At 68.6% G+C, this 26,123-nt stretch carries 26 protein-coding genes; 20 read left to right on the top strand and 6 right to left on the bottom strand.

The genetic code is table 11. The features are described 5' to 3' along the window. Window positions 1–15 precede the first annotated feature (15 nt). The 4 genes from PSR88_RS04360 to hisG are packed head-to-tail and all read left to right on the top strand — an operon-like array spanning window position 16 to window position 2,974. Window positions 16–873 carry a rhodanese-related sulfurtransferase gene (locus PSR88_RS04360; RefSeq protein ID WP_016880758.1) on the top strand — a complete coding sequence of 286 codons (858 nt, stop codon included), beginning with the start codon at window positions 16–18 and terminating at the stop codon, window positions 871–873. A 1-nt stretch (window position 874) separates the two neighbouring features. Then, entirely contained in the window at window positions 875–1,768 is an 894-nt protein-coding gene (locus tag PSR88_RS04355) for a pseudouridine synthase (protein ID WP_009473528.1), read from the top strand. Window positions 1,769–1,793: 25 nt separating this feature from the next. Further along, window positions 1,794–2,075, top strand: a complete 282-nt coding sequence (locus PSR88_RS04350; RefSeq protein WP_009473527.1) for a phosphoribosyl-ATP diphosphatase — start codon at window positions 1,794–1,796, stop codon at window positions 2,073–2,075. A 47-nt stretch (window positions 2,076–2,122) separates the two neighbouring features. Continuing rightward, window positions 2,123–2,974: an ATP phosphoribosyltransferase gene (hisG, locus tag PSR88_RS04345; protein WP_011594080.1), complete on the top strand. Its 852-nt coding sequence runs from the start codon at window positions 2,123–2,125 to the stop codon at window positions 2,972–2,974. A 64-nt stretch (window positions 2,975–3,038) separates the two neighbouring features. Here hisG and PSR88_RS04340 read toward each other — a convergent pair whose 3' ends face one another. Next, window positions 3,039–3,875: a thioesterase family protein gene (locus PSR88_RS04340; RefSeq protein ID WP_009473525.1), complete on the bottom strand. Its 837-nt coding sequence runs from the start codon at window positions 3,873–3,875 to the stop codon at window positions 3,039–3,041. Beyond that, entirely contained in the window at window positions 3,872–4,777 is a 906-nt protein-coding gene (locus tag PSR88_RS04335; RefSeq protein WP_016880756.1) for a RecB family exonuclease, read from the bottom strand. The genes PSR88_RS04340 and PSR88_RS04335 overlap by 4 nt, the downstream gene beginning before the upstream one ends. Before the next feature lie 94 nt (window positions 4,778–4,871). On the opposite strand from PSR88_RS04335, the gene PSR88_RS04330 reads away from it, so the two are divergent. Continuing rightward, entirely contained in the window at window positions 4,872–5,726 is an 855-nt protein-coding gene (locus PSR88_RS04330) for a tRNA (adenine-N1)-methyltransferase (RefSeq protein ID WP_009473523.1), read from the top strand. Between the two features lie 49 nt (window positions 5,727–5,775). Here the strand turns inward: PSR88_RS04330 and PSR88_RS04325 are convergent, their stop codons facing one another. Next, window positions 5,776–6,279, bottom strand: coding sequence for a hypothetical protein (locus PSR88_RS04325; protein ID WP_016880754.1), 504 nt, complete (start codon window positions 6,277–6,279; stop codon window positions 5,776–5,778). Window positions 6,280–6,461: 182 nt separating this feature from the next. Here PSR88_RS04325 and arc point away from each other — a divergent pair, with 182 nt between their 5' ends. After that, window positions 6,462–8,237: a proteasome ATPase gene (gene arc / locus PSR88_RS04320; protein ID WP_009473521.1), complete on the top strand. Its 1,776-nt coding sequence runs from the start codon at window positions 6,462–6,464 to the stop codon at window positions 8,235–8,237. A 63-nt stretch (window positions 8,238–8,300) separates the two neighbouring features. Here arc and PSR88_RS04315 read toward each other — a convergent pair whose 3' ends face one another. Further along, window positions 8,301–8,849, bottom strand: a complete 549-nt coding sequence (locus tag PSR88_RS04315; RefSeq protein WP_016880753.1) for an NUDIX domain-containing protein — start codon at window positions 8,847–8,849, stop codon at window positions 8,301–8,303. 82 nt (window positions 8,850–8,931) lie between these two features. Between PSR88_RS04315 and PSR88_RS04310 the strand changes: the two genes are divergently transcribed. The 5 genes from PSR88_RS04310 to prcA all read left to right on the top strand — a co-directional run bounded on the left by PSR88_RS04310 (window position 8,932) and on the right by prcA (window position 12,905). Next, complete coding sequence (locus PSR88_RS04310) at window positions 8,932–9,309, top strand: nitroreductase family deazaflavin-dependent oxidoreductase (protein ID WP_009473519.1); 378 nt, start codon at window positions 8,932–8,934, stop codon at window positions 9,307–9,309. Between the two features lie 74 nt (window positions 9,310–9,383). Continuing rightward, on the top strand, window positions 9,384–10,883 hold the full coding sequence (gene dop, locus PSR88_RS04305) for a depupylase/deamidase Dop (protein WP_007299057.1): 1,500 nt from the start codon (window positions 9,384–9,386) through the stop codon (window positions 10,881–10,883). Between the two features lie 170 nt (window positions 10,884–11,053). Next, window positions 11,054–11,248 carry a ubiquitin-like protein Pup gene (locus tag PSR88_RS04300; RefSeq protein ID WP_007299058.1) on the top strand — a complete coding sequence of 65 codons (195 nt, stop codon included), beginning with the start codon at window positions 11,054–11,056 and terminating at the stop codon, window positions 11,246–11,248. Then, window positions 11,245–12,129, top strand: a complete 885-nt coding sequence (gene prcB / locus PSR88_RS04295) for a proteasome subunit beta (RefSeq protein ID WP_016880752.1) — start codon at window positions 11,245–11,247, stop codon at window positions 12,127–12,129. The genes PSR88_RS04300 and prcB overlap by 4 nt, the downstream gene beginning before the upstream one ends. Beyond that, window positions 12,126–12,905: a proteasome subunit alpha gene (prcA, locus tag PSR88_RS04290; RefSeq protein WP_011594076.1), complete on the top strand. Its 780-nt coding sequence runs from the start codon at window positions 12,126–12,128 to the stop codon at window positions 12,903–12,905. Before prcB ends, prcA begins: the two co-directional genes overlap by 4 nt. On the opposite strand, the gene PSR88_RS04285 is transcribed toward prcA, so the two are convergent. Continuing rightward, the gene (locus PSR88_RS04285) at window positions 12,896–14,359 is read right to left on the bottom strand and encodes a phosphatase PAP2 family protein (protein WP_016880751.1); all 1,464 of its coding nucleotides are present in this window, start codon (window positions 14,357–14,359) and stop codon (window positions 12,896–12,898) included. The genes prcA and PSR88_RS04285 overlap by 10 nt on opposite strands. 73 nt (window positions 14,360–14,432) lie before the next feature. Between PSR88_RS04285 and pafA the strand changes: the two genes are divergently transcribed. The 8 genes from pafA to PSR88_RS04245 all read left to right on the top strand — a co-directional run bounded on the left by pafA (window position 14,433) and on the right by PSR88_RS04245 (window position 23,874). Beyond that, the gene (pafA, locus tag PSR88_RS04280) at window positions 14,433–15,791 is read left to right on the top strand and encodes a Pup--protein ligase (protein ID WP_012687833.1); all 1,359 of its coding nucleotides are present in this window, start codon (window positions 14,433–14,435) and stop codon (window positions 15,789–15,791) included. 47 nt (window positions 15,792–15,838) lie between these two features. Beyond that, window positions 15,839–16,834 (top strand): helix-turn-helix transcriptional regulator, encoded by a 996-nt coding sequence (locus tag PSR88_RS04275; RefSeq protein ID WP_016880750.1) that lies wholly within the window; start codon window positions 15,839–15,841, stop codon window positions 16,832–16,834. Further along, a complete protein-coding gene (locus PSR88_RS04270; protein WP_009473514.1) occupies window positions 16,827–17,807 on the top strand; it encodes a helix-turn-helix transcriptional regulator in 981 nt (326 codons plus the stop codon). The genes PSR88_RS04275 and PSR88_RS04270 overlap by 8 nt, the downstream gene beginning before the upstream one ends. Beyond that, entirely contained in the window at window positions 17,804–18,868 is a 1,065-nt protein-coding gene (locus tag PSR88_RS04265) for a 2-dehydropantoate 2-reductase (RefSeq protein WP_016880749.1), read from the top strand. Before PSR88_RS04270 ends, PSR88_RS04265 begins: the two co-directional genes overlap by 4 nt. A gap of 72 nt (window positions 18,869–18,940) precedes the next feature. Then, on the top strand, window positions 18,941–19,216 hold the full coding sequence (tatA, locus tag PSR88_RS04260) for a Sec-independent protein translocase subunit TatA (protein WP_005563470.1): 276 nt from the start codon (window positions 18,941–18,943) through the stop codon (window positions 19,214–19,216). A 71-nt stretch (window positions 19,217–19,287) separates the two neighbouring features. Next, the gene (gene tatC / locus PSR88_RS04255; RefSeq protein WP_009473512.1) at window positions 19,288–20,328 is read left to right on the top strand and encodes a twin-arginine translocase subunit TatC; all 1,041 of its coding nucleotides are present in this window, start codon (window positions 19,288–19,290) and stop codon (window positions 20,326–20,328) included. Window positions 20,329–20,346: 18 nt separating this feature from the next. Further along, window positions 20,347–23,082, top strand: a complete 2,736-nt coding sequence (locus PSR88_RS04250; protein WP_009473511.1) for a DEAD/DEAH box helicase — start codon at window positions 20,347–20,349, stop codon at window positions 23,080–23,082. A 102-nt stretch (window positions 23,083–23,184) separates the two neighbouring features. After that, window positions 23,185–23,874 carry a DUF4333 domain-containing protein gene (locus tag PSR88_RS04245; RefSeq protein WP_009473510.1) on the top strand — a complete coding sequence of 230 codons (690 nt, stop codon included), beginning with the start codon at window positions 23,185–23,187 and terminating at the stop codon, window positions 23,872–23,874. Between the two features lie 7 nt (window positions 23,875–23,881). Here PSR88_RS04245 and PSR88_RS04240 read toward each other — a convergent pair whose 3' ends face one another. Continuing rightward, window positions 23,882–24,838: a 5'-3' exonuclease gene (locus tag PSR88_RS04240; protein WP_009473509.1), complete on the bottom strand. Its 957-nt coding sequence runs from the start codon at window positions 24,836–24,838 to the stop codon at window positions 23,882–23,884. Between the two features lie 36 nt (window positions 24,839–24,874). On the opposite strand from PSR88_RS04240, the gene PSR88_RS04235 reads away from it, so the two are divergent. Beyond that, the gene (locus PSR88_RS04235) at window positions 24,875–26,014 is read left to right on the top strand and encodes a M24 family metallopeptidase (protein WP_016880747.1); all 1,140 of its coding nucleotides are present in this window, start codon (window positions 24,875–24,877) and stop codon (window positions 26,012–26,014) included. Window positions 26,015–26,123 lie beyond the last annotated feature (109 nt).

Raw genomic sequence — 26,123 nt, 5'->3', positions numbered from 1 at the left:
GTAGTCTGGTTTCCCGTGGCTGTTCCGAAAATCGTGCTGTTCTACGTGTTCACTCCGCTCGCCGACCCGGAGGCGATACGGCTGTGGCAGTACACACTCGCCGAGGCGAACAACCTGACCGGACGGATCCTCGTCTCCGAGCACGGCATCAACGCGACGGTCGGCGGCGACATCCGCGACGTCAAGCGGTACGTGAAGGGGACCCGCAGCTACGCGCCGTTCAAGGACGCCGACATCAAGTGGTCGGACGGGCTCGGTGACGACTTCCCGCGGCTGAGCGTCAAGGTGCGGCCGGAGATCGTGACGTTCGGTGCGCCGGGCGAGATGAAGGTGGACGCGGACGGCGTCGTCGGCGGCGGTACCCACCTGGCGCCCGACGAGGTGCACCGCCTGGTCGAGGGCCGCGGTGACGACGTCGTCTTCTTCGACGGGCGCAACGGATTCGAGGCGGAGATCGGCCGATTCCGGGACGCCGTCGTGCCCGACGTGTCGACCACGCGCGAGTTCGTGCACGAACTCGACAGCGGCAAGTACGACCATCTCAAGGACAAGGCCGTCGTCACGTACTGCACCGGGGGAGTGCGGTGCGAGGTCCTGTCCTCGCTGATGCGCTCGCGCGGGTTCGGTGAGGTCTACCAACTGGACGGCGGAATCGTCCGCTACGGCGAGGCATTCGGCGACACGGGCCTGTGGGAGGGGTCGCTGTACGTCTTCGACAAGCGGATGAGCATCGAGTTCAGCGATCAGGCCAAGACCCTGGGGCGCTGCAGCACGTGCGGGGGTCCGACGTCCCGGTACGAGAATCTGCCGGACGACCGGGGCCGCGAACTCGTGCTCGTCTGCGCCGACTGCACCGAGAACAGGGCGGGCTGAGGTGGCGGGGGCGCCCCTGCCGGTCCGCAACGGCCTCGGACCCGACCGCATCCGGATGCCGGCGGGCGTCGGCACGAAGACGGTCGCCGAATTCCTGGTCGAGACGTACCCGGACGAACGCGCGCACTGGCTGTCGCTGATCGACGGCGGGGAAGTCGTCGACGAACACGGCAGGGTGGTCGACCGCGGGACCCGTTATGCCCCGACTCGTTTCGTGTACTTCTACCGCGACCCCGCACCGGAGATCCCGGTTCCGTTCGAGATCGACATCCTGCACCGCGACGACCACCTCGTGGTTATCGACAAACCCCATTTCCTCGCGACCATCCCGCGGGGCGCGCACATCACCGAGACGGCGGTCGTGCGGCTGCGGCGGGCGCTCGACCTGCCCGACCTGACGCCGGCGCACCGGCTCGACCGGATGACGGCCGGCGTTCTGGTGTTCCTGATCAGGCGGGAAGACCGCAGGCCGTATCAGGAACTGTTCGTCTCCCAGCAGGTCACCAAGGAATACGAGGCCGTCGCCGGGCACGACCCCGCGCTCGCGTTTCCGCGCACCATCCGCAGTCGCATCGTCAAGGAACACGGGATCATGACGGCGACGGAGGAACCGGGCGAACCGAACAGTGAGACCGTCGTCGACCTGCTCGATACCCGCGACGGCCGCGCGCGGTACCGCCTGCTGCCGAAGACCGGCCGGACACACCAACTGCGGTTGCATATGTCGTCGCTGGGGTTGCCGATCGAGGGCGACAACTACTACCCGGACTTCCGGCGTTCCGAGCCTGGCGACTTCTCGACCCCGTTGCGGTTGCTGGCGCGGGCCATCGAGTTCACCGATCCCCGTTCGGGTGAGGTCCGCCGGTTCGAGAGTCGCCGCACACTCGGGTGGTGACCGGTTCGGAGAGGTCCGCGGCGGCGTGAAACAATGGGTCCTCGTGAAGACCTTCGAATCCCTGTTCGCCGAGCTGACCGAGCGTGCCGCTACCCGCCCCGAGGGGTCCGGCACCGTTGCCGCCTTGGACGCCGGCGTCCATTCGCAGGGAAAGAAGATTCTCGAAGAGGCGGGTGAGGTGTGGATCGCCGCCGAGCACGAGAGCGACGAGGCGCTCGCCGAGGAGATCTCTCAGCTGCTGTACTGGACGCAGGTGCTGATGGTGGGTAAGGGCCTGAAGCTCGAGGACGTCTACCGACATCTGTGATCGGTGATCGAGACTCCTCCACCCGCTCCCGAAAGGAACCCTCCGTCATGCTGCGCGTCGCAGTCCCCAACAAGGGCTCGCTGTCCGAGTCCGCCGCCGAAATCCTCAGCGAGGCCGGCTACCGTCGTCGCACCGACTCCCGCGACCTGACCGTCCTCGACCCGTCCAACCAGGTCGAGTTCTTCTTCCTGCGTCCCAAGGACATCGCGATCTACGTCGGTTCCGGTGAACTCGATCTCGGCATCACCGGCCGCGACCTCGCCCGCGACTCGGGTGCCCCGGTCGCCGAACGGCTGTCGCTCGGCTTCGGCCGCTCCACGTTCCGATACGCCGCCCCAGCGGGCAAGGACTGGACGGTCGAGGACCTCGCCGGGCTCCGGATCGCCACGTCCTACCCCAACCTGGTGCGTGACGACCTGTCCGCACGCGGCATCGAGGCCTCGGTCATCCGCCTCGACGGCGCCGTGGAGATCTCGATCCAGCTCGGCGTCGCCGACGCCATCGCCGACGTCGTCGGCTCCGGCCGCACGCTGCGCCAGCACAACCTGGTCGCGTTCGGCGACACCCTGTGCGACTCCGAGGGTGTGCTCATCGAGCGCGCCGGCTCGCCCGACGACGATTCCGCACGCAACCAGCTGGTCGAGCGGGTGCGCGGCATCGTGTTCGCGCAGCAGAACCTGATGCTCGACTACGACTGCCCCAAGACGATCCTCGACGACGCGTTGAAGATCACCCCGGGCCTCGAGTCGCCGACGCTGTCGCCGCTCGCCGACGAGAACTGGGTGGCGGTCCGGGCGATGGTCCCGATCAAGGGCCACAACGGAGTCATGGACGAACTCGCGGACCTCGGCGCCAAGGCCATCCTCGCGTCCAACATCCGGTCCTGCCGCGCACTCTGATCTTGCTCCACCGCAACACGATCCGCGTTCGCCCCGCCCGCAACACGATCCGCGCTCGCTCCGCTCAGGGGCGGGCGCGGACCTGTACGGTCTGGGCGATCCGGCCGACGGCGCCGGTCTCGTCGTAGAGCACGCCCGCGCACATGCCCACTCCGTCGGGTCCGATGGAGGTCTCGGAGCTGACCCCCACCCAGTCGCCCTCGGGGACCCGGAAGATGTGCACGGTGAGGTCGGTGTTGAGGAACGTCCAGTCTGCCGGGTCGAGTTTCGATCCCACGCCGTTGGCGATGTCCGCGATGGCGAACAGCCGCTCGAGCGGCGTCATGGTCTCGCCGAGAACCAGTGTGGGCCTCGGCTTCGCCCACAGCTTGCCCGGGCCCTCGCATCCCATCTCGGCGATCCACCGCCAGTCGAGGGTCGTCAGGTAGCCCGAATTCCAGGCCTCGCTGAATTTGCCGTCCCGCCCGGTGGACCGCGGTTCGAGTGGCGGGTCGACGACGTGGACGGCGTCGCTGGTGTCGACGGTCTCCATCCGCCAGGCCGAGCCCCGCGCCACGGCACGGGGCCGGTCGCCGACGGTCCACAATTCGGCGACCACCAGCTCCACCCGGCGTCCCGGTCGCTGTACCCAGGACCGGACCTCGAGCTCGGCGATCGGGATGGGACCGAGGATCTCGACCACGACCCGCGTGAGACGCACATCGTCGCGTGGGGCGCAGCGCTCGAGTGCTCGCACGAGCAGCGCGGACGGGGGAGCACCGTGCTGCATCGTCTCGGCCCACACGCTGATCGTCAGATCCGTGCTGTCGAACCGCTCGACGGTGATCTTCTGGTCCGAGTCCACTTCCGGCGCACTCAGTGCTTCCGAACCGAGTGGTACGTAATAGGACTCGGAACTCATTCGACAATCTCCTCGAAACCCGGTGCGTCTTCGGCGGGCCCCTCCGGCCATCCCGGGTAGGGAGGCGGCGTTCCACCGAACGAGGGGCACAGGGACTTATGATCACACCAGTCGCAGAGCCGGCTCGGCTTGGGTCGGAAATCGCCGGTGACCCCGGCCGCCAGAATGGCCTTCCAGATCGCCGACAGCGTGCGCTCGAACCGCAGCAGTTCGTCCTCGTCGGGTGCGTAGGTGAGGACCGTGCCGGACGCGAGGTACAGCAGCCGTAACTGCGCGGGGACGATGCCGCGGGTGCGGAGCAGGACCAGCGCGTAGAACTTCATCTGGAACAGCGCCTTGGACTCGGACATCTCGCGGGGCGCACGGCCGGTCTTGTAGTCGACCACCCGCACCTCACCGGTGGGGGCGACGTCGATGCGGTCGACGAATCCGCGGAGCAGCACCCCGTCGGCGAGTTCGGTCTCGACGCGCTGTTCGCACGATTCGGCCTCGAACCGGGTGGGATCCTCCAGCTCGTAATAGGCGGTGACGAGGGAACGCGCCTCGTCGAGGAACGCGTCTCGCTCCTCGTCGGGGACCAGGTCGATCAGGTCGGGGGCCTCGGCGAGGATGCGCTCCCAGGACGGGAGGATCAGATCGACCGCCTTCTGCGGAACGCGTTCGGCCGCGGGCAGCCCGAACAGGGTCTCCAGTGCGGCGTGCACGACCGTGCCCTTCACCTGTGCGCGCGACGGCGCCTCGGGAAGCCGGTCGACCGCGCGGAAACGGTAGAGGAGCGGGCACTGCTTGAAGTCGCCGGCGCGGGACGGTGACAGGGCGGGGCGCCTGCGGGTGGCCGAAGTGTCGCCGGGCTGTGACGGGGAACCCTTTGTGACGGGGGCTGGCGACTCTGAGATGCTCACACCTGGCAGGGTAGGCCCCCGGTCCGACAGTCGAGTCGGGGCGCGGTGTGGGCGTCGGACGGCGCCGGACGAACAGGCTGAGGAGTCGGTGACGATGGTGGGACGCGAAACGCGACCGAGCGGACCGTTTCGGGTGGGCGATCGAGTCCAGTTGACGGACGCCAAGGGCCGGCACTACACGGTCAACCTGGAGGCCGGCAAGGAGTTCCACACCCACCGCGGCGGCATCCTGCACGACGACCTGATCGGCACCGACGAGGGCAGCGTGGTCAAGTCGACCAACGGCACCCCATATCTCGCGCTGCGTCCGCTGCTCGTCGACTACATCCTGTCGATGCCCCGCGGGGCGCAGGTCATCTACCCGAAGGACGCCGCGCAGATCGTGCACGAGGGCGACGTCTTCCCCGGCGCCCGCGTGCTCGAGGCCGGTGCCGGCTCGGGTGCCCTGACGTGCTCACTGCTGCGGGCGGTCGGTCCGGAAGGCCGGGTCATCTCGTACGAGGTGCGCGACGACCACGCCGAACACGCGGTCCGGAACGTCGAGACTTTCTTCGGGGAACGCCCCGAGAACTGGGATCTGACCATCGCCGACGTTGCCGAGTTCGACGCCGACGCGGCGGGCGGTCAGGTCGACCGGGTGGTCCTCGACATGCTGGCCCCCTGGGACGCGCTGCCCGCGGTGTCCAAGGCGCTGGTTCCCGGCGGTGTGCTCATCGTCTACGTCGCCACTGTGACGCAGCTCTCGAAGGTGGTCGAGGCGATGCGCGAGCAGGAGTGCTGGACCGAACCGCGGTCCTGGGAATCGATCGTTCGCGGGTGGCACGTCGTCGGGCTGGCCGTGCGCCCGGAACACCGGATGCAGGGCCACACCGCGTTCCTGGTGAGCGCCCGGCGTCTCGCCGAAGGAACCGTCACCCCCAAGCCGCAGCGCCGGTCGGGCAAGGGCTGAGACACGCCTTCGGCGGCGACCGGAGAGGGCGCCGCCGAAGGAGGGAAAGCTAGCTGCAGCCGGCGCGTGCCATGCCCAGCAGGGTGCACGTGCTCTCGTCCGACACCTTCCAGGTGCCGTCGACGTTCTCCCACGTCCACGCGGTCGGAGCGGCCGTGCCGTGCGGGCTGACGATCGCGACGTTCGCCGTCGCGGTATCGCCCTCTACCTGCACATCCGTGACCGTGAAGGACACCGGGTAGTTGGCCATCGCCGCCGTCATGGCCTCGAGATTCGGGCGGCGTTCGTCGCCGTCGACGACCACGACGGTCTTCTCGTCGACCGGTCGGGCGGGGTCCACGAGGACCTGGAGCGTACCGAGCAGTTCGTCCGACGTGGGCGCGGCAACCGCCTCGCCTGCCGCGGACGACGTGGCCGCGGACGTCGCTGCCGCGGTGTCGGAAGCGTCGTCGGACGAGCAGGCCGACATCCCGAGCGCGAAGACCACCGCGCCGACGGCAACCACGGACCCACCGATGAAGGATGTTCCGTTCAGGGGCTTGCGGATTATCACGACGAACCCTTTCGTTACACAGAACAGAGAGAAACTGCTCGACAGGTAGGTAAGGCTAACATGAGAGGTTCGGTGGCCCAGGGCGTCACGTATGCCGATTCGCAATCGGCAGAATCCGTGTCACGGCGCAGAATTCGGGCAGTGCCGGTAGCGTTGATAGATCTCATTGGGAGGAGACGCACATGAGCTCGACAGAGAACCCCGATTCGGTTGCGGCCGCACGAGAGCTCGAGGCGTTGCGCGCAGAGGCGTCGGCACTGCGCAGGCAGCTCGCGGAGTCGCCGGAACAGCTTCGTGAGATGGAATCGCGAGTGGATTCGCTGTCCATCCGGAACACCAAGCTGATGGACACCCTCAAGGAGGCCCGTCAGCAGCTCATCGCCCTTCGAGAAGAGGTCGATCGCCTCGGCCAGCCGCCGAGCGGGTACGGCGTGCTGCTCGGAGTGCACGACGATCAGACCGTGGACGTGTTCACCTCCGGGCGCAAGATGCGGTTGACCTGCTCCCCGAACGTCGACGCCGAGACCCTCAAGCTCGGCCAGACCGTGCGCCTCAACGAGGCCCTCACGATCGTGGAAGCGGGCAACTTCGAGCGTGTGGGTGAGATCAGCACGTTGCGCGAGGTCCTCGACGACGGTCAGCGCGCCCTCGTGGTCGGCCATGCCGACGAGGAGCGGATCGTGTGGCTGGCCGAACCCCTCGCCACCGTGTACGAGGACAGCGAGAGGGAGTCGATCGCGTACGACGCGGAATCGCCCACCCGCAAACTACGGCCGGGCGACTCCCTCCTCGTCGACACCAAGGCCGGGTACGCGTTCGAGCGGATCCCCAAGGCCGAGGTCGAAGATCTGGTCCTCGAAGAGGTTCCCGACGTGCACTACGACGACATCGGCGGCCTCGGACGGCAGATCGAGCAGATCCGCGACGCCGTCGAGTTGCCGTTCCTCCACAAAGACCTGTTCCACGAATACGAGCTGCGGCCACCGAAGGGTGTGCTCCTCTACGGTCCGCCCGGGTGCGGTAAGACGCTCATCGCCAAGGCGGTCGCCAACTCGCTCGCGAAGAAGATCGCGGAGGCGCGGGGGCAGGACAGCAAGGAAGCCAAGTCCTACTTCCTCAACATCAAGGGCCCCGAGCTGCTGAACAAGTTCGTCGGCGAGACCGAGCGGCACATCCGGCTGATCTTCCAGCGGGCCCGGGAGAAGGCGTCCGAGGGCACCCCGGTGATCGTGTTCTTCGACGAGATGGATTCGATCTTCCGCACCCGCGGATCGGGTGTCTCCTCCGACGTCGAGACCACCGTCGTGCCGCAGCTGCTCAGTGAGATCGACGGTGTCGAAGGACTCGAGAACGTCATCGTGATCGGCGCATCCAACCGCGAGGACATGATCGACCCCGCGATCCTGCGTCCCGGCCGCCTCGACGTGAAGATCAAGATCGAACGCCCCGACGCGGAGTCGGCACAGGACATCTTCTCGAAGTACCTCGTCGAGACGCTGCCGGTGCACAGCGACGACATCGCGGAGTTCGGCGGCGACCGCACGGCCTGCATCCGGGTGATGATCGAACGGGTCGTCGACCGCATGTACGCCGAGAGCGAGGAGAACCGCTTCCTCGAGGTCACGTACGCCAACGGCGACAAGGAGGTCCTGTACTTCAAGGACTTCAACTCCGGTGCGATGATCCAGAACATCGTCGACCGCGCCAAGAAGTACGCGATCAAGTCGGTGCTCGACACCGGTGCCCCGGGTCTGCGGGTCCAGCACCTATTCGACTCCATCGTCGACGAGTTCTCGGAGAACGAGGACCTGCCGAACACCACCAACCCCGACGACTGGGCCCGGATCTCGGGCAAGAAGGGTGAGCGGATCGTCTACATCCGCACGCTGGTCACCGGTAAGAACGCGAGCGCGAGCCGCGCCATCGACACCGAATCCAACACGGGCCAGTACCTGTAGGCCGTCCGGCATCACCTGCGCGGCGGGAACCCGAACACGGTTCCCGCCGCGCAGGCGTCTGCGTCAGCGGTCCCGTGTGACGAGGTAGTCCTCGAGGAGCGCCCGGGTGTCCGGAACGAACGGCCACTGCGGGTCGTGCAGATGCGTCACCAGTTCGTGGGGCGTCCACCACCAGCCCGACGCGATCTCGCTGGCCTGGTGGACGATCGGCCCGTCCCAGTGCGTCTCGTAGGCGTATAGGTGGCAGCGCAGCCGCAAACCCCGCCAGTGCCCGTCCCACGCCACCCTCGCGATGGGGGTGAGGCACACTCCGGTGATGCCCAGTTCCTCCGCCAGCTCCCGGCTCGCGGCCTCCTCCGGGGTCTCCCCGGGATCGACCACCCCGCCCGCCAGGCAGTCGTGATGTCCGGCGAACACCGTCTTCGTGTCCGAGCGTCGGTGGACGTAGAGGCGCTTCCCGTCGCCGGACCGGACGAGGACGCCGGCACTCGCGTGCCACAGCCCCTCGGCGTAGACGCGGGAACGCGCAGCGGACCCCACCGGTCGTCCCGCACTGTCGAACACCGCCACCACTTCGTCCGTGCCGGGTGGGGTGTTCGGTGCGGAATCCATGTGTCGATCCTGCCAGCACCCCGGCGGACGTCGGTACTGTCGAGGTCGGTTGCTCGTTCCGGTGCCGAAGGGGTGAGAGGTCATGGCGTTGCCGCGTTCGGTCGCCCGATTCAACCGGGTCGTCACCAATCAGGTGAGCCGTCACGTCGCGACGATCCTGCCCGGGTTCGCCATGGTCGAGCACCGGGGCCGCAGGTCGGGCAAGACCTATCGCACACCCGTCAACGTGTTCGTCGTGGACGGCCGCTACCGGTTCGCCCTGACGTACGGCGCGCAGAGCGACTGGGTGCGAAACGTGGTGGCGGCGGGCGGATGCACCATCGTGACGCGGCGCCGGACGGTACACCTGACCGACCCGAGCGTCGTCACCGACAGCACCCACTCCTGGGCTCCCGCCGGGGTCCGCACGGTACTCCGGGCGATCTCGGCGGACCAGTACCTGGAGTGCTCGCCGGACTAGTCGCCGGGCGCGGACGGCTCGCGCGGCAGGAGTGTGCCGCCGGGTGATGTGGGTGATCGCATAGGCTCGGCAGCATGCAGCGGATCATCGGTGTCGAAGTCGAGTACGGAATCTCCTCACCCAGCGAGCCTTCGGCCAATCCGATCTTGACGTCCACCCAGGCGGTGCTGGCCTACGCGGCGGCAGCGGGAGTGCCGCGCGCCAAGCGCACCCGATGGGATTACGAGGTGGAATCCCCGCTGCGCGATGCCCGCGGATTCGACCTGGGCCGGCTGAGCGGCCCGGCGCCGGTGATCGACGCCGACGAGGTCGGCGCGGCCAACATGATCCTCACCAACGGCGCACGCCTCTACGTCGATCACGCGCACCCCGAGTACTCGGCCCCGGAGGTCACCGACCCCCTGGACGCCGTGATCTGGGACAAGGCAGGCGAACGGGTGATGGAGGCGGCCGCCCGGCACGCATCGAGCGTCCCCGGCGCCCCGCGACTGCAGCTGTACAAGAACAACGTGGACGGCAAGGGCGCGTCGTACGGCACCCACGAGAACTACCTGATGTCACGGGCCACGCCGTTCTCCGCGGTGATCAACGGGCTGACCCCGTTCTTCGCGTCCCGTCAGGTGATCTGCGGGTCGGGCCGGGTGGGCATCGGCCAGTCCGGTGACGAGGCCGGCTTCCAGCTGTCCCAGCGGGCCGACTACATCGAGGTGGAGGTCGGGCTCGAGACGACACTCAAGCGCGGCATCATCAACACCCGCGACGAACCCCACGCGGACGCGGACAAGTACCGGCGTCTGCACGTCATCATCGGCGACGCGAACCTCGCCGAGATGTCGACGTACCTGAAGGTCGGGACGACGGCCCTGGTCCTCGATCTCATCGAGGCCGGTGTCGACCTCACCGACCTGCAGCTGGCCCGCCCGGTGACCGCCGTGCACCACATCAGCCACGACCCGACGCTGCGCGCCACCGTCGCGCTGGCCGACGGCCGGGAACTGACCGGGCTTGCGTTGCAGCGGATCTACCTGGACCGAGTCGACAAGTTCATGTCCGCCGAGGGCAACGACGACCCCCGGGTGGCCGATCTGCTCGAGAAGTGGGCGATGGTGCTCGACCTTCTCGAACGGGACCCGATGGAGTGCGCCCACCTGCTGGACTGGCCGGCAAAGCTGCGGCTGCTCGAGGGTTTCCGGAACCGCGAGGGCCTCAACTGGTCCGCGCCCCGACTGCATCTGGTCGATCTGCAGTACTCGGACGTCCGCCTGGACAAGGGTCTGTACAACCGGCTGGTCGCCCGCGGGTCGATGGAACGGCTGGTGTCGGAGCAGGCGGTGCTCGACGCCGTCGACACCCCGCCCACCGACACCCGCGCCTACTTCCGGGGTGAGTGCCTGCGCAAGTTCGGCGCCGACATCGCGGCCGCGAGCTGGGATTCGGTGATCTTCGATCTCGGTGGCGACTCCCTGGTCCGTATCCCCACCCTCGAGCCGTTGCGGGGCAGCAAGGCGCACGTGGGGGAGTTGCTGGAGTCGGTGGAGACCGCGAAAGAACTCGTCGACGAGCTCACGAACTGACCCGTCGACCGATCGCGGACGGATCTGCGCCGGAACTCGCCGTCGCGTCGGCACACGTGCGGCGGCGACGCTCGGTAGGGTGAAGGTCCGAGCGGATGATGTAGTCAGACTGCTTGGCAGGACAGGACGCTCGGAAGAAGAGCTCCCTTCACACAAGGAGGTCGGCTGCGATGGCACAAGAGCAGACCAAACGAACTGGTGGCGGCGACGAGGACGACACCCCGGGCGCTGACGGTGCCGCGGGTCAGGAACGTCGCGAAAAGCTGGCCGAGGACACCGACGACCTGCTCGACGAGATCGACGACGTACTCGAGGAGAACGCCGAGGACTTCGTCCGGGCCTATGTCCAGAAGGGCGGCCAGTGACGGCGGATCGACCGGCATTGCGGACAGGCGACGGTGAAACGAGGCTCAGTTTCGGTTCGAATCTGAGCTCGTTCACCGAGTATCTGCGTGGTCACGCACCAGAAATGCTGCCGGAGAATCGGATCGGCCATCGTTCGCACTCGACACGGGGTGGTGACGGGATGGAGAGCGGTGATCTCGCACCGCACGGAACGACGATCGTGGCGCTCACCTACAAGGGTGGCGTCCTGCTCGCCGGCGACCGGCGCGCGACCCAGGGCAACCTGATCGCCAGCCGGGACGTCGAGAAGGTGTACGTCACCGACGAATATTCGGCGGCCGGCATAGCCGGCACCGCGGGTATCGCCATCGAATTGGTCCGCCTGTTCGCCGTCGAACTCGAGCACTACGAGAAGATCGAGGGCGTTCAGCTGACCTTCGACGGCAAGGCGAACCGCCTGGCGTCGATGGTGCGGGGCAACCTCGGGGCGGCGATGCAGGGTCTCGCGGTCGTCCCGCTGCTCGTCGGCTACGACCTCGACGCGGACGACGAGGCGCACGCGGGCCGGATCGTCTCGTACGACGTCGTCGGCGGCCGGTACGAGGAACGCGCCGGATACCACGCGGTCGGTTCGGGATCGTTGTTCGCGAAGTCGGCACTGAAGAAGATCTACTCGCCGGACAGCGACGAGGAGACCGCCCTGCGGGCGGCCATCGAATCGCTGTACGACGCGGCCGACGACGACTCGGCCACAGGTGGGCCCGACCTGACCCGCGGCATCTACCCGACCGCGGTCACGATCACCCAGGCCGGTGCCGTGCACGTGTCCGAGGAGACGACGTCCGAGTTGGCTCGGCGCATCGTCGCCGAGCGCACCGAAGAAGGGGGGTCTGCGCGATGACCATGCCGTATTACGCGTCCGCCGAGCAGATCATGCGGGACCGCTCGGAACTGGCGCGCAAGGGAATTGCCCGCGGACGCAGCGTCGTGGTGCTCACGTTCCGCGACGGCGTGCTGTTCGTTGCCGAGAATCCCTCCACCGCGCTGCACAAGGTCAGCGAACTGTACGACCGTCTCGGGTTCGCGGCCGTCGGCAAGTACAACGAGTTCGAGAACCTGCGGCGCGCCGGGATCGTCCACGCCGACATGCGCGGCTACTCCTACGATCGCCGTGACGTGACGGGCCGATCGCTGGCCAACGCGTACGCACAGACCCTGGGCACGATCTTCACCGAACAGCCCAAGCCGTACGAGGTGGAAATCTGCGTCGCGGAGGTCGGGCGCGTGGGCAGCCCGAAGGCTCCCCAGCTGTACCGCATCACCTACGACGGATCCATCGTCGACGAACAGCATTTCGTCGTGATGGGTGGCACGACCGAGCCGATCGCGACCGCCATGCGCGAGTCGTACCGTGCCGACCTCGATCTCGAGGCGGCGGTCGGTATCGCGGTCAACGCCCTGCGTCAGGGCGGTGCCGGGGAAGGCGAGAAGCGGAACGTCGACGTGGCCAGCCTCGAGGTGGCCGTGCTCGACCAGTCCCGTCCTCGCCGCGCGTTCCGGCGGATCACCGGACCGGCGCTCGAACAGCTGATCCCCGCAGAACCTGCGCCCGCCTCGGAGCCCGCTCCGGAGTCGAAGCCGGACACCGAGACGAAGCCCGCCGACCCTCAGGACTGAGGCCGGTACACCGCGATCCCTCCCGGCACCGTCCGGAAGTCGAACCGCAGGGCGTCGGCCACCACTTCACCGTCGGTGGCCAGCGCGACCGGCGAGCCGTCCACGCGGACGGTGAGCCGGGGCACCAGGGATCGCACGTACACCCGGCTGCTTCCGAGCGTCCCGGTGGCGGCGGCGAACAGCAGCCGCGGCCGGGACGCTCGCCGGTCGGCCCGCACGTACCGGACGTCGAGCAGTCCGCCGGTGATGGCGGGACGCGACATCGGAACCTGATCGCCGGGGGAATACCGACCGTTCCCCACGAACAACATCCACACCTTCACGGGCCTGCCGTCGATGGTGACGGCGAGCGGTGTTGCCGCGGAGAGAATCCGAATCATCGCCACACATGCCGCGGGCCACTTCCCGTACCGCGGCTGCCACTTCTCCCGCAGTCGCACCGCGTCGGGATAGCCGCCGAGACTGGCGGTGTTGAGGAACGGCGCCGGCTCCGCGACATCGGTGTGGACGACGGCCTGATCGACGAGAACCGCATGCCCGGTCTCGACGGCGTTCACCGTGTCCGAGATGTCGGCGCCGGCATCCCGCGCGAAGTGATTGAGCGTGCCGCCCGGGAACACCGCCAGCGGCAGCGCGTGACGCGTTGCCGCGGATGCGACGGCGACCACGGTCCCGTCTCCACCGCACACCCCGAGGGCGCGCGGATCCGTGTCGGCCACCCAGGCGTCGAGTTGTTCTGCGAAATCGCGGTCGGTGTCGAGGGCGCGCACGTCGGCCTTGGGGAGTGCGGTCGTGATCTCCTCACTGGGATCGACACTGTCCGGCCCGGACTCCGGGTTGACCACCACGAGCAGGCCCTCACCGCCCCGAAGTGCCGGTGCGTCGACGGTGGGGCCCAACTCCGCCGGTTCCTCCGTGCGCACCGCCCACCAGCGGCGGGTGCCCGACGCGACGGCCCCGCCCAGTATCAGCCCGGCGGCAACGTCGGTCGGCCAGTGGACGCCGTTGTGCACGCGGGAGTACGCGACCGCGGCGGCGAGCGGGGCCACGACGGCACCGGCCGCAGGCGATTCCAGGGCCACGCCCGTGGTGAACGCCGCCGCCGACGCCGCATGACCCGACGGGAACGACGAGGACCGGGGGATCGGCACCCCGCGCAGCACGTTCGTCCAGACGCGGGCGGGCGGGCGCCGCCGGGGGAACAGCGGTTTGAGGATGCCGTTGGCCAGACCGCTCGCCATCATGAGGGACAGCAGTCCGCGCACAGCACCGCGGCGGGCGTGCCCGCCGACCAGTCCCAGTACCGCCGCCACGAACCACCACAGGAGCCCCTTGTCGGCCGCGCGGCTGAGGAAGCGCATGGCCCGGTCGAGCCCGGAGGGACTCAGATCGGCGCTGCGGTCGAAGACGATCTCGTCGGCCCGGTGGATTCGGCGTAAGTGTCGGTTCACCATCTCAGCGTATGCGCGAGGTGTCGCCGGACGGTTTTACCGCTCCGCCGGGTGATCGGCGTTGTACTGTCGAGGTGTGCAGCGACGAATCATGGGAATTGAGACAGAGTTCGGTGTGACCTGCACCTTCCATGGTCACAGGCGACTGAGCCCGGACGAGGTTGCGCGCTACCTGTTCCGGCGGGTGGTGTCGTGGGGCCGGAGCTCCAACGTGTTTCTCCGGAACGGTGCCCGCCTGTATCTGGACGTCGGCTCGCACCCCGAATACGCCACAGCCGAGTGCGACAACCTCATCCAGTTGGTCAACCACGACCGGGCGGGGGAGCGCGTTCTCGAGGAGCTGTTGATCGACGCCGAACAGCGGCTCGCCGAGGAAGGCATCGGCGGCGACATCTACCTGTTCAAGAACAACACGGACTCGGCAGGCAATTCGTACGGCTGTCACGAGAACTTCCTCGTGGCCCGGGCCGGCGAATTCTCCCGGATCTCGGACGTGCTGCTCCCGTTCCTGGTGACGCGGCAGCTGATCTGCGGCGCAGGCAAGGTCCTGCAGACGCCGAAGGCGGCCACGTTCTGCCTGTCGCAGCGCGCCGAGCACATCTGGGAGGGCGTGTCCTCGGCGACCACGCGGTCGCGGCCCATCATCAACACCCGTGACGAGCCGCACGCCGACGCGGAGAAGTACCGCCGCCTGCACGTGATCGTCGGCGACTCGAACATGTCCGAGTCCACCACCATGCTGAAGGTGGGCACGGCGGCGCTCGTGCTCGAGATGATCGAGGCCGGGGTGTCGTTCCGCGACTTCGCGCTCGACAACCCGATCCGCGCCATCCGCGAGGTCAGTCACGACGTCACCGGACGCCGCCCGGTGCGGCTCGCCGGCGGCAGGCAGGCCAGCGCCCTCGACATTCAGCGGGAGTACCACGCGCGCGCGGTGGAACACCTGCAGAACCGGGATCCCGATCCGCAGGTCACTCAGGTGGTCGACCTCTGGGGTCGCATGCTCGACGCCGTCGAGACGCAGGACTTCGCGAAGGTCGACACGGAGATCGACTGGGTGATCAAGCGCAAGCTGTTCCAGCGCTACCAGGACCGGCACGGCTTCGAGCTGGCCGACCCGAAGATCGCGCAGCTGGATCTGGCGTACCACGACATCAAACGCGGTCGCGGCGTGTTCGACGTGCTGCAGCGTAAGGGGCTGGTGAAGCGGATCACCGAGGACGAGACGATCGAGGCGGCGGTGGACACTCCGCCGCAGACCACCCGGGCGAAGCTGCGCGGCGAGTTCATCACCGCGGCGCAGGAGGCCGGACGCGACTTCACGGTCGACTGGGTGCACCTCAAGCTCAACGACCAGGCCCAGCGGACGGTGCTGTGCAAGGACCCGTTCCGGTCGGTCGACGAGCGGGTGGAGCGCCTGATTGCCTCGATGTAGCGGCGCTGTGGGGGTCCGTAACGGGCTCACCCACTAGGCTTCCGGGCGTGCCGACTTCCAAGATCGAGCGGTTGATGAACCTGGTGATCTGTTTGTTGTCCACCAGGCAGTTCCTCACCGCCGAGAAGATTCGCGAGAGCGTTGCCGGGTACGCCGACTCCGCCAGCGACGAGGCGTTCAGCCGCATGTTCGAACGCGACAAGAACGAGCTCCGGGATCTCGGTGTTCCGCTCGAGACCGGACAGGCGTCGCGCTTCTCGACGGTCGAGGGCTACCGCATCAACCGCAATGCGTACGAGCTCCCCGACATCGACCTCAGCCAGGAGGAGTCAGCGGCGGTCGCGGTGGCGGTCCAGCTGTGGGAGTCGCCGGAGTTGACGTCCGCGGCCCAGGGGGCGCTGCTCAAGCTGCGCGCGGCGGGTGTGCAGGTGGATCCGGATTCGGCGGCCACCCCGATCACGGCGGTGCCCGCCCGCACCCGCGGCTCCGAACCGGCGCTCGGCAAGCTGCTGGCGGCGGTCGACGCCGGCCGCGCCGTGCATTTCCCGCACCGCGGCGCCCTCAACGAGCCGTACACCGAGCGCACCGTCGAACCCTGGGGCGTCGTCACAGCGCACGGCCGGTGGTACCTCGTCGGTCACGACGTCGACCGGGGGGCCGTCCGGACGTTCCGGCTGTCGCGGATCGGCGACGACGTGACGGAGTTCGGACCGTCCGGGGTCGTCCACAAACCGGCGGGCGTGGACCTCCGGGAGATCGTCGACCGGGTCACCGGTTCGGGGGAGGTCACCGGGACCGCCACCGTATGGGTGGCCGAGGGCCGGGCCCAGGAACTGCGCCGACTGGCGACCACGGCGGAGGCGAAGCGGGTGAACGAGCGCGCCGGCACCGTGCTCGGGATCCCGGTCCGCTCCCGGGACTGGATCGCGCGGCTGGTCGCGGGCCACGGGGCGGACGCTCTGGTTCTCGATCCGCCCGAACTACGCCACGATGTGCTGACCAAGCTGAAGGACGCCGCAGAGGAAGGGGGACGTCGTGAGTAACAGGCTGTCGTCGAGACTGTCCCGGCTCCTCAACCTGGTGCCGTACTTCATCGCGAATCCCGGGATGAGCGCGGCCGAGGCCGCCGCCGAACTGGGCGTCACCACCACGCAGCTGATGTCCGACCTCAACCAGTTGTGGGTGTGCGGCCTGCCCGGCTACGGTCCCGGCGACCTCATCGACCTCTCGTTCTCCGAGGAGAGCATCGAGGTGACGTTTTCGGCGGGCATCGACCGACCGCTGCGGTTGACGTCCACGGAAGCGACGGCCCTGCTGATTGCCCTGCGTTCGCTGGTGGAGATGCCGGGCATGGTCGATCCGTCCGCGGCGCACAGCGCGATCGCGAAGATCGAGGACGCCGCGGGCACCGCGGCGGCCCGCGCGGCGGTGACGCCGGCGTCGGAGCGGGAGGCGGTGGAGGACGTGGCGGAAGATCCCATCGCCGCCACGGTGCGGTCCGCGCTCCATCATCGGCACGCACTCCACCTGACGTACTACTCGGCGTCCCGGGACCGCGTCACCGAGCGCACCGTGGATCCGGTGCGGGTCGTGCTGGTCGACAATCAGAGTTATCTGCAGGCGTGGTGCCGGCAGGCCGAGGGGGTCCGGCTGTTCCGGCTCGACCGGATCGACGCCGCCACCGAGCTGGACGAGGCGTCCACACCGCCGGCGCAGGCTCTCGTCCGGGATTCCAACCTGGAATTGTTCAGCGGCGACGCGTCCCTTCCCCAGGCCCGGTTGCACATCGGCGCCGACTGCGTGTGGGTGCTCGACTACTACCCGATGGATGTCCGGACGGTCGACGCCGACGGCTCGGTCGAGGCGAGCATGAGTTACGGGGCGCTCGAGTGGATGGCCCGGCTCGTGCTCGGGTTCGGCTCCGGAATCAGAGTGCTCGAACCGGCCGAACTGGTCGACGAGGTGCGCCGCCGCGCCGTGGAGGCGCTGTCCGCCTACGACGCCGTCGAGGCATGAGCGGCGACGGGCGTCCGCTGCGGATCAGCGTCTTCGGCGCGGGCAGCATCGGCTGCTATGTCGGGGGCCGGCTCGCCGCGGCCGGTGCCGAGGTGACCCTGATCGGGCGGGAGCGCGTCGGGGCGGAGATCCGCGAACACGGGTTACGGCTGACGGACCTGCACGGAGCGGACGTCCGGGTCGGTGCCCCCGGCATCGCCTTCGCCACCGGCCCGGAGTCGGCGGCCACCGCCGATCTCGTCGTCGTGTCGGTGAAGTCGGCGGGGACACCGGAGGCGGGTGCCGCGCTGGCGTCGGCGATCGGTTCCGACACGGTCGTAGTCAGTGCGCAGAACGGGCTGGGCAATGCGGACACCCTCCGCGCGGCCCTGCCGGAGCAGGTCGTTCTCGCGGCGATGGTGCCGTTCAATGTGGTGCACCGCGGCGACGGGCATTTCCACCAGGGCTCCGAGGGCGACCTCGAGATCGAGCAGCATCCGGCGGTGCGCGCATTCGCACCGGTCTTCGACGACGCCGGGCTGCCGCTCCACACACGTGACGACTTCCGCTCGGTGCAGTGGGCGAAGCTGCTGTTCAACCTGAACAACGCGGTCAACGCCCTGTCCGGCCTGCCGCTCCGCGAGGAGTTGTCGCAGCGGTCGTTCCGGCGCGCGGTCGCGCTGGCGCAGCGGGAAGCACTGACTCTCCTGACCGCCCGCGGCATCGCTGTCGCCAAACTCACACCGCTGCCGCCGCAGTGGATTCCCCGGTTGCTGACCGTCCCGGACGGGGTGTTCCGGGTGGCGGGCAGCCGGATGCTGGCCATCGACCCGCACGCGCGGTCCTCGATGTGGGACGACCTCGAAGCGGGCCGGCGAACCGAAGTGGACTGGATCAGCGGGGAGATCGTGCGCCTGGCCGCGTCGTCGGGCACGGCCGCACCGGTGAACGCGAGGCTGGTCGAACTGATCCGCGGGGCCGAGGCGGGCGGGAACCGGCACTGGTCCGGGGACGCCCTGCTCGCCGATCTGCGCTCACAGCGGGCACCCGGGAAACCGACAGGTAAACGGCAGCGCAACTAGCCGGTTTCGACCGGACCGGTGCCGAGTATGTCCGGTAGCATCGGGGTCACCTGATCTTTTGGAGGTTTCATCATGGGAGCCATGAGCCCCTGGCACTGGGCCATTGTCGCGCTGGTCGTCATCATCCTGTTCGGTTCCAAGAAGCTGCCCGACGCGGCTCGCGGACTCGGCCGTTCGCTCCGCATCTTCAAGAGCGAGGTCAAGGAGATGCAGAACGACAACAGCACGCCGGCGCCCACCGCGCAGCAGAGCGCGCCCGCCGAGCTGCCCGTGGCGGACACCACCACCGCACCGGTCACCCCTCCGGCGCCGGTGCAGCCGCAGCACACCGAGCCCAAGTCGGCGTAGCCCGAGCCGCCTGACAACCGGGGTGATTCTTCACCCCGGTTGCCTGCTGACCAAGACTAGGGCGAACAACAGTGCGAATTCCGTTCGATCCGCGCCACAGCAAGCGGAGGACCAATCCCGACGGCACCATGTCGTTGGTCGATCACCTCTACGAGCTGCGCACGCGGTTGCTCCTGTCGGTGCTGGCCATCGTGGTCACCACCGCGGTGGGCTTCTTCTGGTACTCCCACCAGATTCTCGGGATCGAGAGTCTCGGTGAGCTTCTCCGCGGGCCGTACTGTTCGCTGCCCGCGTCGAGTCGCGCCGACCTGAGCAACGACGGGTCGTGCCGCCTCCTCGCGACCGGACCGTTCGAGCAGTTCATGCTCCGATTCAAGGTCGCGCTGACCGCGGGCGTCGTCCTGGCCTGCCCCATCTGGCTGTACCAGCTGTGGGCGTTCATCACGCCCGGTCTCTACGCGAAGGAGCGCCGTTACGCGATCGGCTTCGTGGTGTCCGGTGCCGCGCTGTTCATCGCAGGCGCCGTCCTCGCCTACGTGGTCGTCGCGAAGGCGCTGCATTTCCTGCTGACGATCGGCGACAACGTTCAGATCACCGCACTCGGCGGCGCGGAATACTTCGGGTTCATCATCAACCTGCTGATCATCTTCGGTGTGAGCTTCGAGATACCGCTGCTCATCGTCGCGCTGAACTTCGTCGGCATTCTGCCGTACGCGAAGCTCAAGGCGTGGCGCCGCGGCCTGATCTTCGCTCTGTTCGTGTTCGCCGCGATCGCGACCCCCGGGCAGGACCCGTTCTCGATGCTCGCGCTCGCGTTCGCGTTGACCCTGCTGTTCGAGGTCGCCGTGCAGATCGCCCGCATCAACGACCGCCGCAAGGCCCGTCGCACGGAACAGGAGTGGGGTGCCCTCGACGACGACGAGGCGTCGACCATCGCCGCACCGTCGGACTTGAACGAGGCATTCGACGTCGCCGCCACACCGGTCCCCGAGCCGGCGGGCCGGTTCCGGCGGTCACGCAAGTCCGGCAAGCCCGCGGGTGCCAACAAGAACGACGACGCGAGCACGACCGGCAGCAACACACCGGGTCAGGACTTCTCCGACACCCTGTGACAATCTGACGGGGTGGCAGTGACAACAGGTGACACGACCGGCGGCACCGAACTCGACGTGTTCTCGGCGCAGCTCGGCTTCGTGCTCGACCCCTTCCAGATCAACGCCTGCCGCGCGCTCGAGGGCGGCCACGGCGTCCTCGTCTGCGCCCCGACCGGCGCGGGAAAGACCGTGGTCGGCGAATTCGCCGTGCACCTGGCGCTCACGTCCGGTCGCAAGTGCTTCTACACCACACCGATCAAGGCGCTGAGCAATCAGAAGTACGCGGAGCTGGTGCGGCGGTACGGCAAGGACACCGTCGGGCTGCTGACCGGCGATTCGAGCATCAACTCGGACGCCCCGGTGGTCGTCATGACAACCGAGGTGCTGCGGAACATGCTGTACGCCGACTCCCCGGCGCTGCGCGGGTTGTCCCACGTCGTCATGGACGAGGTGCACTTCCTGGCGGACCGGTTCCGTGGCGCCGTGTGGGAAGAGGTGATCCTGCACCTGTCCGAGGACGTCCGCCTCGTCAGCCTGTCGGCTACCGTCAGCAACGCCGAGGAGTTCGGCGCGTGGATGGAAACGGTGCGCGGCGACACCACCGTGGTGGTCGACGAGAACCGCCCGATCCCGCTGTGGCAGCACATCATGGTCGGCAAGCGGCTGTTCGACCTCTTCGACACCAGGGCGCGGAGCGGGGACGCCCTCCAGGATCTGGTGGTCGACCAGGATCTGGTCCGTCACGTCAAACAGCGGCAGGCCCTCGAGCGGGCCGACTCGTGGGAGTCGCGGGGCAGGGGACGCCGCGGCGGCGGCCGCGGGTTCTCCAGCGACTTCCGGCCGCTGCCCCGACCGGAAGTGATCTCCCGCCTCGACGACGAGGGACTCCTCCCGGCGATCACGTTCATCTTCAGTCGCGCCGGGTGCGACGCCGCGCTGGCACAGTGCCTGCGGTCCCGCCTCGATCTGACGACGCCGGAGCAGGTCGCCGAGATCCGGACCATCATCGACGCCCACACCGCCGAACTGCCGAAGGCCGATCTGGAGGTCCTCGGGTACTGGGAATGGCGTAAGGCGCTCGAGCGGGGCCTCGCCGCGCACCACGCGGGGATGCTGCCCGCGTTCCGGCAGACGGTCGAGGAGCTGTTCGTCAAAGGACTGGTCCGGGCCGTGTTCGCCACCGAGACGCTGGCGCTGGGCATCAACATGCCCGCCCGCACGGTCGTCCTCGAACGCCTCGTCAAGTACAACGGCGAGGCCCACGCCGAACTCACCCCGGGGGAGTACACGCAGCTCACCGGGCGGGCCGGACGTCGCGGCATCGACATCGAGGGTCACGCGGTGGTCCTGTGGCAGCCCGGGGTGGAACCCGTGGACGTCGCCGGGCTCGCCTCCACGCGCACGTTCCCGCTCCGCAGCTCGTTCCGTCCCGGCTACAACATGACCATCAACCTGGTCGATCGCATGGGAGCGGCGGAATCACGGGCCCTGCTCGAGCGGTCGTTCGCCCAGTTCCAGGCCGACCGGTCGGTGGTCGGCCTGACGCGCGGCATCGAACGCAACGAGGCCGCGCTCACCACGCTCCGAGAACGGCTGGGCGGCGAGGACGGCGAGTACTTCGAGTACGCGCGCCTGCGGGAGGAGCTGAGCAGCCGGGAACGGTCACTCGAACGGGCAGGTCGAACCGAACGCCGGGACGCCGCCGTCGCCTCGCTTGTCGCACTGCGGCGCGGCGACGTGATCGCGATCCCGGTGGGACGGCACTCGGGTCTGGCCGTGGTGCTGGAACCGGACCGGGACCCCACGGATCCGAAACCGCTGATCCTCACCGAGGCGAAGTGGGCGGGCCGGGTGTCGGCCGGCGACTTCCCGGAGCCCGCACGGTCTTTGGGATCGATGCGGTTGCCGCGGCGCTTCGATCACCACACCGCCCGGGTGCGACGCGATCTGGCATCGGCGTTGCGCAGCACCGGAATCGTCGCGCCCGGACGCCGGAAGCGGAAGAAGTCGGGTGCTGCCACCGACGACGCCGAGATCGCACGGCTGCGGCGCGCCATCCGGCAGCACCCGTGCCACAGTTGGCCGGACCGCGAACAGCTGAGCCGGATCGGTGAGCGCTACAACCGGCTGGCCCGCGAGACGGAGACGATGCGACAGAAGGTGGCTGCCACGACGAACTCGTTGGCGCGCACGTTCGATCGCATCCTGTCGCTGCTCGCCGAACGCGACTACATCTCGCCGGGCGAACACCCCGACGCCACCGAACACGGCACACGGCTGAGTCGAATCTATTGCGAGAGCGACCTCTTGGTGGCCGAGTGCCTCCGGCAGGGTGTGTGGAAGGGTCTCGGGCCCGCGGAACTCGCCGCCGTCGTGTCCGCCGTGATCTTCGAATCGCGCCGTGAAGGGGACACCGTCGAAGGCGGCGGTCCGGGAGCACTGCGGCACGCCCTCGACGAGACCGTGCGGGTGTGGCGGGAGCTGCGGGCGGACGAGATCCGGCACAAATTGCCGCCCACCCGTGAGCCGGACCTCGGCTTCGCTGCCGCGATCTTCCACTGGGCGAGCGACAATTCGCTCGTCGAGGCGCTGATCGCGGCCGGAGATCAGGGGCGTGCGCTGTCGGCGGGCGACTTCGTGCGGTGGTGCAGGCAGGTGATCGACCTGCTCGAACAGGTCCGGTCGACGTCCCCCGATCCGCAGGTCGGTAAGGCCGCAGGTCGTGCGGTCGCGGCGATCCGCCGCGGTGTCGTCGCCGTGGATGCTGCGTGACCCGACCCCGTGTGGTTGGATTCGCACGCCGTCCGAAGGCCCGAATCCGATGGCGGGGCGTTACGGTAAGTACAAAACTTGACACGTGAGCGGGAGGCGACGATGAGCGGCCCTTACGGACCGAACGACCCGAACGGGCAATGGGCCCAGGGACAGCAACCGGGCCAGGGTAACCCTGACCAGACCGGCGGCCAGTACGGGGCGCCGCAGTACGGTCAGCAGCCGCCCGCTCAGCCGTGGGGACAGCCGACACCGGGTCAGCCTCAGCAGCCCGGGCAGCCGCAGTGGGGTCAGCACCCCCAGCAGCCCGGACAACCGCAATGGGGTCAGCAGCCGCAACCCGGTCAGCTCGGGCAACCCGGTCCGGGACAGTGGGGTCAGCAGCCCGGGCAGCCGCAGTGGGGTCAGCAACCGGGTCAGCCGCAGCAGTGGGGCCCGACCCCCGGCCAGCAGCAGTGGGGGCAGCCGCCCTCGTCGGGGAAGTCGAAGCTGCCGTTGATCATCGGCGGTGTGGTGGCTCTGCTGGTGATCGTGGGTATCGCCCTGGTGCTCGCGTTCACGGTGTTCGGCACGGACACACTCGATCAGAAGGCGGCCGAGGACGGTGTCGAGCGCATCGTCACCGACTCGTACGGCGCCGAGAACGTGTCCGGTGTCACGTGCCCCGCGGATCAGGAAGTGAAGAAGGGCAACAGCTTCACGTGCAGTCTCACCGTGGACGGTGAGAAGAAGCAGGTCACTCTCACCTTCACCGACGACAAGGGCACGTACGAAGTGAGCCGCCCCAGCTAGACGGCCCTCACGGAACCCGTGCGGCGGCCACCTTTTTCATCGCCGCCGTGAGGCGGCCGACGGAATTCTCGATTCCGAGTTCCTCCGCCAGCCTGCCGAGCCGGTCCGCGTCGACCGGTTCGGCAGGCAGCGTGTCTTCGCGGGACAGTTCGACCTCCGCGTCCCGCACCACCCGCACCACCGGCAGTGCCGCGTCGAGATAGTCCGCTGCGGCGGCGAATTTCGCGCGCGCACCCTTCGCCATGTCGGATTCGGGATCGACTGCGGCGGCCCGCAGGGCGGCGAGCGATCCGTATTGCATGATCAGGCTCGACGCGGTCTTCTCACCGATCCCCTTCACTCCCGGTAACCCGTCGGACGAGTCGCCGCGCAGCAGGGCGAGTTCGGCGTAGGCCTCACCGGCCCGGTCGGCCGGCACCCCGTACTTGGCTGCCACCTCGTCCGGCCCGAGCAGTTCGGCCTTGGCGAGGCCGCGCACCACGTACAGCACCCGCACCGGGACCGGGGCGTCCGTGACGACCTGCAGGAGGTCGCGGTCGCCGGTGACGACGATGGTGGTGTCGCGGGTCTCGGTGGCGGCCAGGGTGCCGAGCACGTCGTCGGCTTCGAGCCCTTCGGCACCGGCGGTCGCGATTCCGGTGGCGGCCAGGACATCCAGGATCATCGGGACCTGCGGCGACAGGGTGTCGGGAACCTCTTCCTCCGCCCCGCCGGTGTCTTCGGCGACCCGGTGCGCCTTGTAGGTGGGCACCGCCTCGACGCGGAACGCGGGCCGCCAGTCGAGGTCGAGGCACACCGCGAGCCGGGACGGCTGGTGCTTGGTGATCAGTGCGGCCACCATGTCGGTGAACCCGCGCACCGCGTTGACGGATCGACCGTCGGGGGAGGTGATCGAGTCGGGTAGCGCGTAGTACGCGCGAAACCACAGGCTGGCACCGTCGAGGAGAAGCAGAGGCCCTGTCATGACCCTCATCCTGCCAAACCGGTTTAGCCTGAAGCCATGAGTTCCCTCGGCGCATCGACTTCACGCTTCCCGACCACCATCTATGCCGACCGGATCGCTCGCGCAGGCGCACTGGCCCGCGACGCCGGACTCGACGGCCTCCTCATCACCCCCGGACCCGACCTGCGGTATCTGCTGGGTTCGCGCGCGGAGTCGTTCGAACGGCTCACCTGCCTGGTGATCCCCGCGAACGGCGACACCGCCTCCGTGGTCGTGCCGCGGCTCGAACTGGCGTCGCTCACCGAGTCGGCCGCGTCCGAACTCGGTCTGACGATCCGCGACTGGGTCGACGGGGTCGACCCGTACGCGTTGGTGTCGGGACTGCTGCCGTCTCCTGCCCGGACCGCCGTCACCGATGCCATGCCTGCGCTGCACCTGATTCCGTTGTCGGAGGCGCTCGGTGCGCTGCCGGTCCTGGCCACCGGGGTGCTGCGGGAGCTGCGGATGGTCAAGGACGACGCGGAGATCGACGCGTTGCGCCGCGCCGGTCAGGCCATCGACCGGGTCCACGCCCGCATGGGGGAGTTCCTGAAGGTCGGCCGCACCGAGGCCGAGGTGGCGGCCGACATCACCGCCGCGATCCTGGCGGAGGGGCACACCGAGGCGGCGTTCGTCATCGTCGGCTCGGGGCCGCACGGCGCCGACCCGCACCACGAGGTGTCCGAGCGGGTCGTCGAATCGGGTGACGTCGTGGTCATCGACATCGGCGGACCCGTCGAACCCGGCTACAACTCCGACTCCACCCGCACGTACAGCATGGGTGAGCCCGATCCGGGTGTGGCTGCCAAGTTCGCGGTACTGGAGGAGGCGCAGGCGGCGGCCGTCGACCTGGTGCGTCCCGGCGTCACCGCGGAGGCGGTCGACGCGGCCGCCCGCGACCTGCTGGCCGCGCAGGGGCTGGCCGAGGTGTTCGTACACCGGACCGGGCACGGAATCGGGTTGTCGGTGCACGAGGAGCCGTACATCGTGTCGGGTAACGCGATCGAACTGGCCGAGGGGATGGCGTTCAGCGTGGAGCCCGGCATCTACTTCCGCGGGGAGTGGGGTGCACGGATCGAGGACATAGTCATCGTGACCGCCGACGGCTGTGAGCCGGTCAACACCCGGCCGCACGGGCTGACGGTTCTCCCCGGCTGAGCACCGGGAGCGTGCGGGGGCGGTGCGGCGCGGGTAGTAACATCTTCCATTTGTTCACGACCGCACTCGCCGCTGCACGTCTGCGGAGAGTCGGGATCACAGATCACGC

Source organism: Rhodococcus sp. DK176, from assembly GCF_038447315.2.
Lineage (GTDB): Bacteria > Actinomycetota > Actinomycetes > Mycobacteriales > Mycobacteriaceae > Rhodococcus_F > Rhodococcus_F jostii_A.
Note: the sequence above shows the minus strand (reverse complement) of the source record. Positions and strands in the feature narration are given on the sequence as shown.